Genomic DNA, 15,142 nt, shown 5'->3' with positions numbered 1-15,142 from the left:
TTATTCATGGAAAAATTAACGAATATTCAAAGATTAATCGATTCTGGCTTGGTGGCAGTAATCAGAAGACCGAAAGTTGAACAAATTTCCTCCATTGCGGATGCGCTAGTAACTGGCGGAGTTGGAGCACTTGAAATCACTGCCGATACACCTGGCGTTTTCAAGATGATTGAACAAATTAAACAAGAATTCGGTCAGCGGGTACTAGTTGGTGCAGGAACGGTCCTTGATGCAGAAACAGCAAAAAGAGCGATTGAAGCAGGATCCGATTTTATTTTTTCGCCAATCGTCGATGAAAAGACAATTGAAATCTCGAATCGATACGGAAAGATTTCTATTCCAGGAGCCATGACACCAACTGAAATCGTAAAAGCTTACCAATCCGGTGCCGATATTATTAAAGTTTTCCCAGGAAGTGTGGTTGGACCAAACTACTTTAGGGAATTAAAGGGTCCACTTGGCCAGATTCCGATGATGCCAACGGGTGGTGTTTCACTAGATAATGTTGAACAATTTTTTCAATATGGCGTAGTAGCTGTTGGCGTAGGCGGTACATTACTTAACAAGCAGGCGATTGAAGAAGGTAGATATGAAGTATTAACAGATATTGCTAGCCAATTTACAGCTTTGATCAAGAAAGCCCGTAAAGAGGGAGAAAAAAGTAAAGGAAATGAAAGTAGAAACCTTTCTTATCCCATTTAGAACGCGTCATATTGGGGAGAACTTGTACGTATCAGTTGTAGCTAGAATCATATAGTTATTGATCTAACTTGTTAGGAAGTTATTAATATTTCAATGGTTCAAATTGGCAAATTGGTACATACATTCAAACCAATTTGTCTCGTTTTACTTATATATTTCAAGGTAACGAGTAATAGGATTTTTTCTGATTAAAGGAGGTAATATGTAGTATGGAAATAATCGCGGAGCTACTGCAAGATATCCCACTTCCGAAAATGGTGAAAGTGGAGCAGAAATTTACTGCACCAGAATTAAAAGATGTGGCTAAAGAGGTTCATACGTCGATTGAAAAAGCGAATGTTCTTACTCGAATTAATCAAGGTGATCGTGTTGCTATTGCTGTGGGAAGTCGTGGCGTAGCAGATATTCATATCTTAACAAGAGAAGTGGTCCATGCAGTAAGATCTATTGGGGGTGATCCTTTCATTGTACCAGCGATGGGAAGTCACGGTGGGGCAACGGGTGAAGGACAAAAAGAAGTGTTAGAAGGATTAGGGGTAACAGAGGACTTTATAGGTGCTCCCATAAAATCAAGCATGGAAGTTGTTCAAGTTGGAAAGTTGCCTAATGGTTTACCGATTTATGTCGATAAAAACGCCTATGAGGCAGACAAAGTAATTGTGATTAATCGGATCAAAGCCCATACTGCATTTCGTGGTCCTGTAGAAAGTGGTCTAATGAAAATGATCACGATTGGACTAGGCAAGCAAAAAGGTGCAGAAGCAGCCCATTTATATGGATTTAAACATATGGCTAAGCATGTTCCGGAAATGGCGAAAATTGTAATCGAAAAGGTGCCGATTATTTTTGGATTAGGTACGATTGAAAACGCCTATGATCGGCCAGCGAAAATAGTTGCCATACCTACCGAACAGTTTGAAACGGAGGAACCAAAACTTTTACTAGAAGCAAAAAATCTGATGGCCAAGCTGATGTTCGAACAAATTGACGTGCTTGTCATCGATGAAATTGGTAAAGATATTTCCGGTGATGGGATGGATCCTAATATTACAGGCAGATATGCAACGCCATATGCAACTGGAGGGCCAGATGTAAATCGAATCGTTGTCCTAGATTTAACTAAAAAAACACATGGCAATGCAAATGGCATCGGACATGCGGATTTCACTACAAAAAAAGTATTTGATTCAATTGATTGGAAACAAGGTTTTGCTAATGCTTTAACGAGTACAGTAGTCAGTGTAGTGAAGATGCCGATGTTCTTAGAGACGAATGAGTTAGCGGTTAAAGCAGCTGTAAAAACTTCCAATATCAATGATATGAAAGATATTAGAATTGTTAGGATTAAAGATACTCTTGACATAAAAGAAATTTGGGTCTCCGAAGGTATGCTAGAAGAAGTGAGTACTAAAGAAAACTTTAAGATTCTTAGCGATCCAATGAAGATAAATTACTAAATTAATAGAAAGCCTATTTGCTAATACGAATGATAGAAGTCATGTGAGATATTTATTTTAGAATAAAGAAGATGGGGACTGGGCTTTGCGACTTACTAATGTAGCCAATTTACTTAGCAAGTATATGTATTTTTACCCCGAAATCCAGCTTCGCACCGCTACCATTGTGAATAGGTGAGTGTAGCGCGCTACGTGATTATCTTTCATGTTAAATGGTTGCTTTTTAACGCCATATAGGCTTTGTAAGAAAAAAATATAAATGGGGAAAAGTGATGACAAAAAAATTCTTTTTAAAAATACATCCCAATGATTCCGTTATGGTTGCATTAAAAGATTTAAAAAAGGGAGATTTCGTAGAAGTTGATGGTTTAACAGTTCAAATTCAAGAGGATATTGACTATGGTCACAAGTTTGCAATCAAAGATATGGCTGAAAATGAGGATATCATTAAATATGGCTTCCCTATTGGTCATGCAATAAAGGCCATTCAACCAGGAGAATGGGTACATACACATAATGTCAAAACTAATTTAGAAGGAAAGTTGGAGTATAGCTATAAGTTTAAACAATCCACTGCAAAACATGGTGATTTACCAGGTAATCGAACATTCCAAGGTTATGTTAGAAAAAATGGTGACGTTGGTATTAGAAATGAAATCTGGATTATTAACACAGTGGGCTGTATTAATAAAACAGCAGAGATTCTTGCAAAATTAGGAAATGAGCGATTTGGCAACGGAAAGATTGATGGAGTGTTTCATTTTCCACATCCGTTCGGCTGTTCCCAATTAGGGGATGATTTAAAAAATACCCAACTATTATTAAGAAATTTAGTTCAGCATCCAAATGCTGGTGGTGTTCTCGTATTAGGACTGGGATGTGAAAATAACAATATTCCTTTTTTTAAGGATGTGTTGGGACAATTTGATGAAGAACGTGTTAAGTTTCTTGGCGTCCAATCCGTTGATGATGAGATAGATGAAGGAATCGAACTTTTGGAAGAACTAGTTCAGTATGCATCAACATTTGAACGACAGCCAGTTCCTGTTTCAAAATTAAAAGTAGGCTTAAAGTGCGGTGGATCAGATGGTTTATCTGGAATCACTGCAAACCCTTTAGTTGGAGCGTTTTCAGATGATTTAATCGCAGCAGGAGGAACAACTGTTTTAACAGAAGTACCAGAAATGTTTGGTGCAGAAATGATGCTAATGGAGCGAGCGAAGGATGAAGCAACATTTAGTAATATCGTAGATTTAGTGAATGATTTTAAAGATTACTTTATTAAACACGATCAACCCGTTTATGAAAATCCCTCACCAGGCAATAAAAAAGGTGGGATAACGACGCTTGAAGAAAAATCGTTAGGATGTGTACAAAAAGGCGGCAGCTCCATCATTAATGATGTACTTGACTATGGTGGAATTGTAACGAAACAAGGACTCAATTTATTACAAGGGCCTGGGAATGATCTTGTATCGGTCACTTCATTAGCTGCTTCTGGCGCACAATTGGTTTTATTTACAACTGGTAGAGGGACCCCTTTTGGTGGACCTGTGCCGACCGTGAAAATTTCCAGCAATACGACGTTGAGTACTAGAAAGAAAAACTGGATCGATTTTGATGCCGGTCGTTTAGTCGGAGATTCATCCATGGATGAACTAAGATCGGAGCTGTTCCAATATATCATCAGTGTAGCATCAGGAGAGACAGTTACACATAATGAAAAAAATGGTTATAAAGAGATCTCTATTTTTAAAGATGGCGTTTTCTTATAAGAAAAACTAACTAACTTCGAATTTAAATATCTTAGTTTACTTTACAAAAAAATTTCAACATAAATATTTGGAGTGAAAATAAATGAAAAAGTTTAAAGTTGTTGTTACAGATTATGAATATATCACACTTCAACCAGAGGTGGATGTTTTTTCAAAGTTGGATATAGAATTCGTTCCAGCGCAATGTAAAACGGAAGAGGAAGTCATTGAAGCTTGTAAGGATGCTGATGGAATTCTTAACCAATATGCGCCGATAACACGAAAAGTAATAGAGCAATTAGAAAATTGTAAGGTTATCGCTCGTTATGGTGTCGGATACAATACGATAGATATCGATGCGGCAACGGAAAATGGAATTGTTGTTAGTAATGTAACGGATTATTCAATAGACGAAGTATCCGACCATGCTTTTGCCTTAATGATGGCAATGGCCCGTAAAGTTGTGAAGTTAAATAAAGAAGTTAAGGACGGAGTATGGGATTTTAATTTAGGGAAACCTGTGTTCCGTTTGCGCGGAAGGACTTTAGGATTAGTGGGATTTGGGAGAATTCCTCAGGCATTGGCAAAAAAAGCACAAGCTTTTGGAATAAGAGTTGTTGCTTTTGATCCATTTATGTCTAAGCAGAAGGCGAGCTCTTTAGATGTTGAGTTGTTAGAATTAAATGACCTTTGCAGTCAAGCAGATTTTGTTTCTGTTCATTCACCATTGTTGGACAGTACTCTAGGTATGATAAGTGATGAGCAATTCAATGCGATGAAGAAAGAAGCATTCATTATTAATACGGCTAGAGGACCGGTTATTGATGAAAAAGCTCTTATCCGCGCGTTGCAGGATGGAAAAATTGCTGGAGCTGGCCTTGATGTTACTGAGTTCGAGCCAATCCAGCATGATAATCCGCTCCTATCCATGGAAAATGTAGTGATTACTCCTCATATCGCATGGTATTCTGAGGAATCTGAGGTTGAATTAAAGCGAAAATCAGCTCAAAATGTCGTAGATGTTTTAACTGGCTATATTCCTACATATCTTGTCAACCGTGATGTGAAGGACATGGTGAGCTTAAAAGAAAAGGAATAAGCAGGACTACTAGAGTTCAAAGAAGAACGTTGGTAAGTAGGAGAGTCTATAGCTGTTAAAGTTATGGCAGAATTAGATGTTATAAAGACTACTTTTAACCCGGTTTTACAGGCTGTAATCCTCCGCAACAAAAAGGTGGGGGATAAACAGCCGTAACTAATACGAAAAGGGGAGACAACTACAGTTAGATCATATTGAAGAAAGAAACTCAGCACTGGCTTATTGGTTTGGAACATAATAGATAAAATATTTATTATTCCTCTTGAAAATCAAAAAGATTTGTAAATGAAAACGTTTACTAAATAAATCGGCTGTAATACTATTCACTTATAGCTTGTATGACATGTTGTAAAAAGAGGTAGAAAATTGAATTTAAACGTCATTGATAAACAAAATATTGTCAATATTGTTTACGAGAAGTTAAAAGAAAACATCGCTAGTGGCAATTGGGCTCCTGGAAGTAAGATTCCATCTGAATCCCAGTTGACAAAAATGTTTAATGTGAGCAGAGTGAGCATAAGAAGTGCGATACAACGACTTAGGGATTTAGGGATTGTTGTCACGTATCAAGGGAAAGGAACATTTGTTACTGAGCATATTGGTAAGATCGGTATCAATGATTTTAAACCAATCTTGCATCTTAGCGAGGAAGAATTTTTAGACATGATGGTATTCAGGCAGACGATTGAATACAAATGTTTAGAATTAGCAGTGGAAAAAGCAACAAATGAGGACATAATGAACATTGAAGAAGCGCTTAATCAAATGATTCGTTATAGAGATGATTATAAGAAATATTCAGAAGCAGACTATAATTTTCATTTAGCAATTGTTATGGCTTCGAAAAACCAAGTTTTTTTACAAGTGATTCATTCGATTCGTGACATTTACTATTACTATTTAGAAGAATTAAATAGATTCATAGGGGTAACGTTGGATAGTATCGAAGTTCATTTACAACTATTCAGAGCGATTCAAAATAGAGATGCAGAAACAGCAAAAGAGCTTCTTACTAACGCCATGGAAAATAATATTGACAGTATTAAAAAACTAAAAATCCAAAATAAATAATGAGGATGTCTCAAAAAGGGTCTAACTAACACTTTATGCACTGTTTACCATGGGTGTGCTCCTTATATTATGAGACAGCAAATGTATTTTCATTAAACATGTAGGACAACTAACAAGTTTAAATGGAGGGACTTATTAAGATGTACGATTTAGAAATCCGCGATGTAAAAGTAATATTAACTGCACCAGGAGGAGTCGATTTAGTAGTAGTTAAAGTCGAAACAAATGAGCCTGGGTTATATGGATTAGGATGTGCTACCTTTACACAACGTATTTTTGCAGTGAAATCGGCGATTGAGGATTATCTAAAACCGTTTCTTATTGGTAAAAATCCTAGTAGAATCGAAGATATTTGGCAGTCAGCAAATGTAAGCGGATACTGGAGAAATGGTCCGATTGTGAATAATGCACTATCTGGAATTGATATGGCACTTTGGGATATAAAGGGCAAAATTGCTAACTTACCAGTCTACGAATTATTGGGTGGGAAATGCAGGGATGGTATTCCGCTATATCGGCATGCGGATGGGGCGGATGAAATGGCTGTCGAAGAAAATATACGAGCACTTATGGAAGAAGGCTATCAATATGTACGATGCCAAATGGGAATGTATGGTGGGAGTGGAACGACTGATAGAAGCTTAATTGCTACTATGTATGAGAAGTCTACTAAAATTGTACCTAAGCTCTCGCCAAGAAACTCAGCGCCAGGATGCTATTTTGATCCTGAAGCCTATGCCAAAAGTATTGATAAATTATTTGATCACCTCCGCTCGAAAATAGGATTTAATATGGAGTTTATCCACGATATTCACGAAAGAGTTCCACCTATTGAAGCCGTAAGATTAGCGAAAAATTTAGAGCCTTATCACCTTTTTTTCCTAGAAGATCCTGTCGCACCGGAAAATATAGAATGGTTACAAATGATTAGACAGCAAACGTCAACGCCAATTGGAATGGGAGAGCTTTTTACAAATGTGAATGAATGGAAAAGTTTAATTGTTAATCAACAAATCGACTTTATTCGATGTCATGTAAGTTCTATAGGGGGCATCACACCAGCAAAAAAATTAGCAACATTTAGCGAATTATTTGGGGTTAGAACAGCTTGGCATGGGCCTGGTGATATTTCCCCTGTAGGGGTTTTAGCTAATCTTCATTTAGATATAAGTTCCCCAAACTTTGGAATTCAAGAATGGACGCCATTTAATGATGCATTGCAGGAAGTATTCCCTGGTTGCCCAATCGTTGAAGATGGTTTTGCTTATGTGAATAATCGACCTGGTTTAGGGGTGGAAATAGATGAGGAAAAAGCAAAAAAATTCCCCGCAAGAGGTGGGATTCCCTCTTGGACTTTAGCTCGTACACCAGATGGAACAGCTGTTAGACCATAAATCAATAAAATTCGGTAGGTATACACCTTCCTTTCTTCTGAAGCACCGAATTATGTCAATGGCCATTTGCTTGCGGTTGATGGTGGCTAGCTAGGACGATATGTCTCAATTTAAATTCATTGGTTAAGCTATATTAGACTGTCACAAAAAAACAAATGGGTGTCCCGTATGAGACACCCATTTTGTATTTTGATGATAAATTAATTCTTCTCTTCAAAGAATTCAAGTAAATATAATTTATTTAGATAAAATACGAACAGCAAAACCGAATTACTTTATTGATCCAAAATCCGTTCTATATCTAAGGATTTGAATTTTTTGAATCTCATCAGTAGCTATAAAGTTCTTCAAAAGAATTGGCAAGAGCGTACCAATTATGTGCTTTGATTTCGTTTACTTGATCTGTAACGACTTTTGCCAAAAAACTGTCGCTCTCATAGTATTTTGTTATTGGTTTACTATTTTTTAAGTTTTCGATTATTTTAAATAGTATCCTTTGGTACGTTTCTTTAAATTCTCTATATTTTTGTGGATATTTTTCACATAGTTCATGGTATTGAGAGACTACATAATGAATTTGGACGAAATTAAGGGGCTTATGTTCTAATGCTAATGCTAGTACATCGAAGTGGGGGAATTTTTCCATGAATTTATATAAATTATCCATTGCCTCAGGAAAATTATTTGAAGATGTCGGGTGCTCTTGATGATAGCAAAAGGTTGAAGGATCCATAATGAAGCGAGCACCATCTTTGTAAAAACGATAGCCAAGCTCCCAATCTTCTGCCCCATATCCAAGAAATGATTCATCGAAATATCCAACTCGATCAAGCTGTTCTTTGCTAACTGATACATCACCAGTTAAAAAGGCGATATATGGTAGTTTGTAACTGCTTAAATCCATTCCAAAATCATTTAACCCACTAGTTAACACCTGAGTAAAATACCAGTTCGGAAAAGACAAATCTTTATAGCGATTTTCATCAATGTCTTTTTTCGTGATAAGTGGAAATGAAGTGTTGGAAGTTTGATAATTTTGTTTATATTCCTTATAAGGAAAAATAAAATAAGGATCACGTGGAACAAAGTCATCAATATGTTCCCATTGCTGCCTATTGAGGTTAGATGTTAAAAAAGTATAAATCCCCCGATAATGCATTGCGCCTGTTACTACTAGTTTTTTATCATGTGCGTGGTGTTTATAATGATTTTCAATGAAATCAGGTTCTGTTAGCATTTCTCCGTCGAGGAAGATAATTACTTCACCTTCAGAAAGTTTGATACCTAAGTTGCGTGCACGAGATCGACCTTGATTTATGGAAGGTCTGACATATTTAAATTTAAAGGGAGGGTCGAATTCTTGAGGAATTCTAGGCGTCTGGTCATGGGAACAATCATCTATTAAGATTACCTCAAACTCAGAGAAAGCAAAAGTTTGTTTTAACAAGCAATAAAGCGACAATGAAACATATTCATATTTATTAAACGAAGGCATAATAATGCTTACTTTTATGTTATTCATTTCTTTATTCTTGACAATTAATTCGTAGTTTTCAAGCTGCTGTTTTTTTTCTAGCTTCTCATTTTCCTGTCCATATCTTAACGGTTCGTTCTCAACTTGTTGTCTATTTCTTAAGGATTCGTTCTCAACCAGTTGTCTATTTTCTAAGGGTTCGTTCTCAACTTGCTGTCTATTTCCTAGCGGCTTATATGGAACCAGTTGTCTTTTTCCTAATTGCTTTTTATGAATGTATTGTCTATTTCCTAACGGCTTATATGCATCATCTAGTTGTCTTTTTCCTAATTGCTTTTTATCAATGTATTGTCTATTTCCTAACGGCTTATATGGAACCAGTTGTCTTTTTCCTAATTGCTTTTTACCAATGTATTGTCTATTTCCTAACGGCTTATATGCAACTTGTTGTTCTTTTATTAGCTTAATGTTTCCAACCGGTGGCTTTTTTCCTTTTTCCTTTTGGATGAATATATTTTTATTTGTATTATTAGAGGCAATCCCCATTTTTACTTTTTCCCTCCACATCAACTGAATAGTACTATAGAGTATGATTCATTCCTTATTTTGATATTGGACCAATTCATCAGTTTTGCAAACTTTGACACCAGTAATCGAGTCTTTGTAAAAATCGATTATGATAGACGATTTATGACCCATATTGGAATTTCTTAAGCGGATTTTGTATTTTTGTTTCTTTTTCCCATGAAAGTCTTTTGTGTTTTCGGATAAAATAGAAATATTGTTTGCTTAGATGAGGTGTCTTTAATTGATGGATAATCAGGAGTTCAGTGATAATAAAGTTAGCACTTGGTGTGTTGTCAGTATGGCATCAATTCCGCTTGTAATGACATTAGGAAACTCAATGCTTATTCCGGTGCTGCCCATTTTTGAGGAACAGGTGGGAATCAGCTCGTTTCAATCAAGCATGATTATTACAAGTTATTCAATTGCGTCGATTTTTCTCATTCCAGTTGCGGGTTATTTGTCTGATAAAATCGGCAGAAAAAAAGTGATATTGCCAAGTTTGATTTTAGCGTTGATTGGTGGACTAATTGCCGGCTTTGCTTCATGGAAATTGGAACAACCATATACGGTAATTATTATCGGTCGAATCCTCCAAGGGATCGGTGCTTCAGGAGCCATGCCGATTGTTCTACCTCTAGTAGGTGATTTATATCAAGCGGATGATGAAAAGACCAGCTCCTGTTTAGGGATCATTGAAACCTCAAATACATTCGGAAAAGTACTGAGCCCGATATTAGGCTCACTTTTTGCGGCTTATTTATGGTTTCTTCCATTTTTCGCAATTTCTTTTTTTAGTTTCATTTCGATTGTGCTCGTTTTTTTCTTTATAAAGAGTCCTAAAGAGAAAAAAGAGTCAAGAAAATTTAAAGAGTTTATGAAAAAGACAAAGCAAACCTTTAAAAATGAAGGGCCATGGCTATGTACCATTTTTATCATTGGAGCGTTTGTAATGCTCGTTTTATTCGGGGTCCTATTCTTTCTTTCGGAAAATCTGGAAAGAATCCATGTCATAAAAGGTGTGAGAAAAGGCTTTGTGTTAGCGATTCCGCTTTTTTTACTTTGTATTTCCTCCTTTTTGACAGGAAGGACAATTAAAGGACATATCGCTTTAATGCGGAAAATTGTACTGGTTAGTCTGTTTCTCTTAGCTATTAGCGTCGTTTTTGTAGGCTTTTCACGTGAAAAACTATTTTTGCTTCTTCTCGTTACAAGTATATTAGGAATAGCAATCGGAGCGATTCTTCCAGCACTTGATGCGATGATTACTGAGAATATCGAGAAAGATGAGCGGGGAACAATTTCTTCTTTATATAGCTCCGCTCGCTTTATCGGGGTGGCAGCTGGTCCACCGGCAATGTCGCTTTTAATGAAGGATTATTTAAACAGTACGTTTATAGTTACAGGAATAGTAAGTATGATCATTCTTTTTCTAGTTCTTAAGTTTATTAAGAGTGAACCAGAGAATGTATGAGTTTAAAAAAGCCGTCTGATTACTTTCAGGCGGTTTAATTATGCCATTTTATTATCCTAAGGGATGTACACTTATCATTATTCAAAAGAAACAGTAATAAATCCCTCTCTAATGGATTAAAAATGTAAAAAGACCGGATTATGGGGGAGGACTTCAATGATTATTGATGGGGTATTTTCCGGTGGTGGAATTAAGGGCTTCGCTTTAGTTGGAGCTGTTCAAGTTATGGAAGAACATGGATTTTTCTTTAAGCAGTGTGCAGGTACGAGTGCAGGATCAATCATTGCGGCTTTACTGACTGCTGGATATAGCGGCGCAGACATGGAAGAAATTCTGAATGAAACGAATATTAAAGAGCTATTGGATTCAAGGCGAATCTTACCTATTCCATTTGTGAAATGGCTGATGCTGTATCGGAAAATGGGGTTATTTAAAGGGGACGCACTTGAAAAATGGATTGCAACTAAACTTGCTAAGCGAGGCATTGTTACGTTTGGAGATATTCCTTATCAATCATTACGGATTATCGTAAGTGATATTACGAATGGTCAGCTAGCTGTTTTTCCAGATGATCTTGATAAGTATGGCATGAATCCGCTTGAATTTCCTGTTGCAAAAGCTGTGCGGATGAGTTGTAGTATTCCTTATTTCTTTGAGCCAGTTAAATTAAAATGGCGACAGTCGAGCAGTTTGTTTGTCGATGGCGGGATATTAAGTAATTTTCCGATGTGGCTATTTGAAACAGAGGGAGGTAAGAAAATTCGCCCAGTCATTGGTATGAATCTAAGAGGGGATGGGCTTGGCAACAAAGAAAATGAAATTGATGACGCAGTGGATATGTTTGCAGCACTTTTTAAAACGATGAGAGATGCGCATGATTCTCGTTATATTTCAAAAAGAGTAGCCAAAAATATATTGTTTATTCCGATGACAGGGATGTCAGCTACTGATTTTCATTTAACCGAAGCCAATAAAGAGATGTTAGTTGGACGAGGAAGAATGTATGCAGAGACTTTTTTGAAAAACTGGACGTATTAAGTCCTTATAAATCATCTGTGAGTATCAGATCCCAAATAAAGCGATGAAAAGGCTCGGATTCTCAAAAATACATTACCTTTGAAGGTGGAGGTGCGGAGGAGAGCAGGATTTTGTAGTAAATGTAAATTGTCTATATACGTATGTCGCGAAGCCCCGTCCCCATTTCCTTCATATAAAAAGAAAAACCGGATGCTTAAAAAAGCGCCCGATTTTTCTTTTTATTTTTTTTTCCTTCAATGACAGTCAAATGGATATCAGATTTCTTTCTGATACGATTTTTCTTTGTTGAGTTTGCAGCTTTTGAAAAATTAGCGATATTGCTTTTGCTCTTTGTTCTCTTCTTTGACTTTCTGGCAGCTTTCTTAAAAGCTCTTTGCCCAGCATTACTAGGTTTGTCTTTAGTAATCATGCGGTATATGAAAAAGATAGCTCCAGCAATAACGATCATAACGATGATATTTCGAAAAAAACCAACTGGATCATTTACGACTTTTGCAAATAACCCGAAAATTCCCAAGGCGATGATTCCGTAAATTATATAAGACAATGAACGATTCAACAAAGACACCTCCTTAAGAGCATCATGAGCAAATCTGAGTCATTTTAAACGCCCGAAGGAAAATTAATTTTCCTAAGATGGGATAATCTCTTAAACTTTACACTATATCTTCGTTTTTTAAACTTTGTTCAGTACGACTTTCCAATTTCATCAACTCGTTAAAAGAAGCAAGTGCTACTTCCACTTGTGTGTCATCTGGCTCTTTCGTTGTCAGCAATTGCAACCATAAACCAGGATACCCTAAATAGCGTAACACGGGAACATCTCTTAATTTATTTGTGAGCTGAAGAACTTCGAAAGATATTCCGAGAACAACTGGAATTAAGACAATTCGACTGACGACTCTTGACCAAAGCGGCTCAGTCGGTACAAACATGTAAACGAAGATGCCAACTACGACAGTGAAAAGAATAAAGCTGCTACCACAACGATAATGAAGCCGTGAAGAAGATTGAACGTTTTCAACAGTTAAAGGCTTGCCACTTTCGAAGCAGTTGATCACTTTATGCTCTGCACCGTGATACTGAAATACTCTTTTGATTATCGGGGTTAAGGATACAAAATAGATATAAACAAGCAATAGAAGCAGTTTAAAAGCTCCTTCTATTAAAATTTGGGAAATATGACTTTGGAAAATCGGTCGAGTAAGCTCAGCTAAAAACATAGGAACTAGCGTGAAAATAAACTTACCGAACAGAAAGGAGATAATTCCAATGGCAGCGACACCTAGCCACATTGCAAGCTTGGATTCTTTTTTTGACTCCTTCACTTTTCCAGGTTCTTCTGGTGCATCTTCCTCAAATTGCTCGGTTGAAAAATTTAAGTGCTTAGATCCAGTAGCACTTGAGTCAATAATCGCTACAATACCGCGTAGAAACGGAATTTTTTTCAAACTTTGCAGGAGGGGCTTGCTTTGTCGCGGCAAGTGATAGTAGTCAATGGTTGAATCTTTCCGGCGTACAGCTGTTACGGTATGATGTTTGCCGCCAAACATAACACCTTCAACAACGGCCTGCCCGCCATATGCGGGTTTCTTTGTATCAGACATTGTAGACACCAACTTATCCTTAAATTTACTGGTTTTTCATCTAGTGTTACTCTCTTATTCATGTATGAACAGGTCGCTCTAATTATGAAGCAATATTGTAAATAAACCTGCGATTGGTTGATAAGATCAAACATCCATCTAAGAAGAAACTCCACGCATTTTGATGTTCTCTTAATCATACAAAACTAACCAGTTTTTTGCAATAACGACGTGCTTATCATGAAATAAAAAGACTTTGGAAAATACATTGAAAATAACGGTGGAATAGAATGGTTGTCAACAATGAACCTTTGCTAAAATTGATCAATTCATGTAAGAATCCAATTAGGAAACATTCACGAACAGAAGTTTCACTTTATATATTAAACAACCTCATAAAAATGGAGAAATGATTCCAGCTCTAATGGGACATACTAGTAGCGGAGGTGTTATGAGTATGTCAAATGAACCGAAACAAGTTAACGGTGTCGTGTACCATGAATCAATCTTAATGGATGTATTTGTTATTGGGATATATGGAGGTTTCCTTTGGTGTGCGGTAGGACTCGTTGCTGCCTTTTTTCATTTCATGGATGTTAGTCCAAAGTTTATTTTTACATCTTGGTCAAATGCTGCTTGGATTCATACTTGGCTTGGGGCAGTGGTGACGCTCATTATTTATAGTATTGTATCAATTGTTTTTGCGTACCTTTATTATGCTCTTTTTCGAAAAGTAAATCATATTTCCGCAGGGATCGTATATGGAGCCTTATTATGGCTTGTATTTATCCTTGTTCTCCAACCTATATTTCCTGATCTGCCTTCTTTTTCAAAAATGACAGCAGATACAGGGATTACTAGTATATGTTTATTTATCTTATATGGTGTTTTTGTAGGATATTCGATTTCTTATGAATATGGCGAACTACAAAGGGCGTTAAATAGAGATAAATCTGAGGTGGAGACGCACTGAAATTTGTAAAAAGTAGTAAGACAATTCGCAATTATGGTAGAATGTTGATGGTAAAACATTTTTTTGGGAGAGCATTCGATTGTACTTGGAAGTAAGGTGGGAGTGGGGCATGGAAAAAATATTGTTAATAAATGGACCTAATTTAAATAGGCTTGGAAAACGGGAACCTAAGCATTACGGAAATGTAACGCTACGTGATGTGGAAATGAGTGTCCGTGAATTGGCTGATGAGATGAAACTTGAACTAAGCTGTTATCAGTCTAATCATGAAGGGGAAATTATTGATAAGTTACATTGGGCAGAAGATGAGGGCTTTAATGGGATTATTATAAATCCTGGAGCATTTACACATTATAGTTACGCCATACGTGATGCAATTGCAGGAATTGATGTTCCTGTTATCGAAGTACATATATCTAATATTCATGCACGGGAAAGTTTCCGTCATGTTTCTGTAACAGCTCCAGTCACAGCTGGACAAATTGTCGGTTTAGGCGTCAAAGGCTATCTACTTGCTTTAAGAGCCATTGAAACGATAATAGAGGAGAGATAGGGA

General features: G+C 36.7%; 13 protein-coding genes. 10 read left to right on the top strand and 3 right to left on the bottom strand.

Going from position 1 to position 15,142, the window contains the following annotated elements; genetic code table 11:
* Positions 1 to 6 precede the first annotated feature (6 nt).
* The 6 genes from HNP81_RS13050 to HNP81_RS13025 all read left to right on the top strand — a co-directional run bounded on the left by HNP81_RS13050 (position 7) and on the right by HNP81_RS13025 (position 7,477).
* Positions 7 to 702 carry a bifunctional 4-hydroxy-2-oxoglutarate aldolase/2-dehydro-3-deoxy-phosphogluconate aldolase gene (locus tag HNP81_RS13050; protein ID WP_182502894.1) on the top strand — a complete coding sequence of 232 codons (696 nt, stop codon included), beginning with the start codon at positions 7 to 9 and terminating at the stop codon, positions 700 to 702.
* A gap of 209 nt (positions 703 to 911) precedes the next feature.
* On the top strand, positions 912 to 2,159 hold the full coding sequence (locus tag HNP81_RS13045) for a nickel pincer cofactor-dependent isomerase, group 22 (RefSeq protein ID WP_182502893.1): 1,248 nt from the start codon (positions 912 to 914) through the stop codon (positions 2,157 to 2,159).
* 272 nt (positions 2,160 to 2,431) lie between these two features.
* Positions 2,432 to 3,934, top strand: coding sequence for a UxaA family hydrolase (locus tag HNP81_RS13040; RefSeq protein ID WP_182502892.1), 1,503 nt, complete (start codon positions 2,432 to 2,434; stop codon positions 3,932 to 3,934).
* 82 nt (positions 3,935 to 4,016) lie between these two features.
* Positions 4,017 to 5,012, top strand: coding sequence for a C-terminal binding protein (locus tag HNP81_RS13035; RefSeq protein WP_028391755.1), 996 nt, complete (start codon positions 4,017 to 4,019; stop codon positions 5,010 to 5,012).
* Between the two features lie 366 nt (positions 5,013 to 5,378).
* Positions 5,379 to 6,083 carry a FadR/GntR family transcriptional regulator gene (locus HNP81_RS13030; protein ID WP_182502891.1) on the top strand — a complete coding sequence of 235 codons (705 nt, stop codon included), beginning with the start codon at positions 5,379 to 5,381 and terminating at the stop codon, positions 6,081 to 6,083.
* 140 nt (positions 6,084 to 6,223) lie between these two features.
* Positions 6,224 to 7,477 (top strand): enolase C-terminal domain-like protein, encoded by a 1,254-nt coding sequence (locus tag HNP81_RS13025; RefSeq protein WP_182502890.1) that lies wholly within the window; start codon positions 6,224 to 6,226, stop codon positions 7,475 to 7,477.
* Between the two features lie 328 nt (positions 7,478 to 7,805).
* Here HNP81_RS13025 and HNP81_RS13020 read toward each other — a convergent pair whose 3' ends face one another.
* The gene (locus HNP81_RS13020) at positions 7,806 to 9,497 is read right to left on the bottom strand and encodes a glycosyltransferase family 2 protein (protein ID WP_182502889.1); all 1,692 of its coding nucleotides are present in this window, start codon (positions 9,495 to 9,497) and stop codon (positions 7,806 to 7,808) included.
* A gap of 265 nt (positions 9,498 to 9,762) precedes the next feature.
* Here HNP81_RS13020 and HNP81_RS13015 point away from each other — a divergent pair, with 265 nt between their 5' ends.
* Complete coding sequence (locus HNP81_RS13015) at positions 9,763 to 10,989, top strand: MFS transporter (RefSeq protein ID WP_246399343.1); 1,227 nt, start codon at positions 9,763 to 9,765, stop codon at positions 10,987 to 10,989.
* 156 nt (positions 10,990 to 11,145) lie between these two features.
* Positions 11,146 to 12,027: a patatin-like phospholipase family protein gene (locus HNP81_RS13010; RefSeq protein ID WP_182502888.1), complete on the top strand. Its 882-nt coding sequence runs from the start codon at positions 11,146 to 11,148 to the stop codon at positions 12,025 to 12,027.
* 193 nt (positions 12,028 to 12,220) lie between these two features.
* Here HNP81_RS13010 and HNP81_RS13005 read toward each other — a convergent pair whose 3' ends face one another.
* Together HNP81_RS13005 and HNP81_RS13000 are read right to left on the bottom strand one after the other, a co-directional pair.
* A complete protein-coding gene (locus HNP81_RS13005; protein ID WP_051404942.1) occupies positions 12,221 to 12,586 on the bottom strand; it encodes an SA1362 family protein in 366 nt (121 codons plus the stop codon).
* Between the two features lie 97 nt (positions 12,587 to 12,683).
* The gene (locus tag HNP81_RS13000) at positions 12,684 to 13,634 is read right to left on the bottom strand and encodes a DUF1385 domain-containing protein (RefSeq protein ID WP_182502887.1); all 951 of its coding nucleotides are present in this window, start codon (positions 13,632 to 13,634) and stop codon (positions 12,684 to 12,686) included.
* 436 nt (positions 13,635 to 14,070) lie between these two features.
* On the opposite strand from HNP81_RS13000, the gene HNP81_RS12995 reads away from it, so the two are divergent.
* Both HNP81_RS12995 and aroQ read left to right on the top strand, forming a co-directional pair.
* On the top strand, positions 14,071 to 14,586 hold the full coding sequence (locus tag HNP81_RS12995) for a YqhR family membrane protein (protein WP_034301105.1): 516 nt from the start codon (positions 14,071 to 14,073) through the stop codon (positions 14,584 to 14,586).
* 109 nt (positions 14,587 to 14,695) lie between these two features.
* A complete protein-coding gene (aroQ, locus tag HNP81_RS12990; RefSeq protein WP_182502886.1) occupies positions 14,696 to 15,139 on the top strand; it encodes a type II 3-dehydroquinate dehydratase in 444 nt (147 codons plus the stop codon).
* Positions 15,140 to 15,142: the final 3 nt, after the last annotated feature.

Source organism: Peribacillus huizhouensis (assembly GCF_014138605.1).
Taxonomy (GTDB): Bacteria; Bacillota; Bacilli; order Bacillales; family DSM-1321; genus Peribacillus; species Peribacillus huizhouensis.
The sequence above is the reverse complement of the archived record's forward strand: the minus strand, read 5'-3'. Positions and strand labels throughout refer to the sequence as shown.

Excerpts from the sequence above, each read along its gene's own strand:
- HNP81_RS13050 (WP_182502894.1), top strand. The coding sequence starts at position 7 with ATGGAAAAATTAACGAATATTCAAAGATTAATCGATTCTGGCTTGGTG.
- HNP81_RS13045 (WP_182502893.1), top strand. The coding sequence starts at position 912 with ATGGAAATAATCGCGGAGCTACTGCAAGATATCCCACTTCCGAAAATG.
- HNP81_RS13040 (WP_182502892.1), top strand. The coding sequence starts at position 2,432 with ATGACAAAAAAATTCTTTTTAAAAATACATCCCAATGATTCCGTTATG.
- HNP81_RS13035 (WP_028391755.1), top strand. The coding sequence starts at position 4,017 with ATGAAAAAGTTTAAAGTTGTTGTTACAGATTATGAATATATCACACTT.
- HNP81_RS13025 (WP_182502890.1), top strand. The coding sequence starts at position 6,224 with ATGTACGATTTAGAAATCCGCGATGTAAAAGTAATATTAACTGCACCA.
- HNP81_RS13020 (WP_182502889.1), bottom strand. The coding sequence starts at position 9,497 with ATGGGGATTGCCTCTAATAATACAAATAAAAATATATTCATCCAAAAG.
- HNP81_RS13015 (WP_246399343.1), top strand. The coding sequence starts at position 9,763 with ATGGATAATCAGGAGTTCAGTGATAATAAAGTTAGCACTTGGTGTGTT.
- HNP81_RS13010 (WP_182502888.1), top strand. The coding sequence starts at position 11,146 with ATGATTATTGATGGGGTATTTTCCGGTGGTGGAATTAAGGGCTTCGCT.
- HNP81_RS13000 (WP_182502887.1), bottom strand. The coding sequence starts at position 13,634 with ATGTCTGATACAAAGAAACCCGCATATGGCGGGCAGGCCGTTGTTGAA.
- HNP81_RS12995 (WP_034301105.1), top strand. The coding sequence starts at position 14,071 with ATGTCAAATGAACCGAAACAAGTTAACGGTGTCGTGTACCATGAATCA.
- aroQ (WP_182502886.1), top strand. The coding sequence starts at position 14,696 with ATGGAAAAAATATTGTTAATAAATGGACCTAATTTAAATAGGCTTGGA.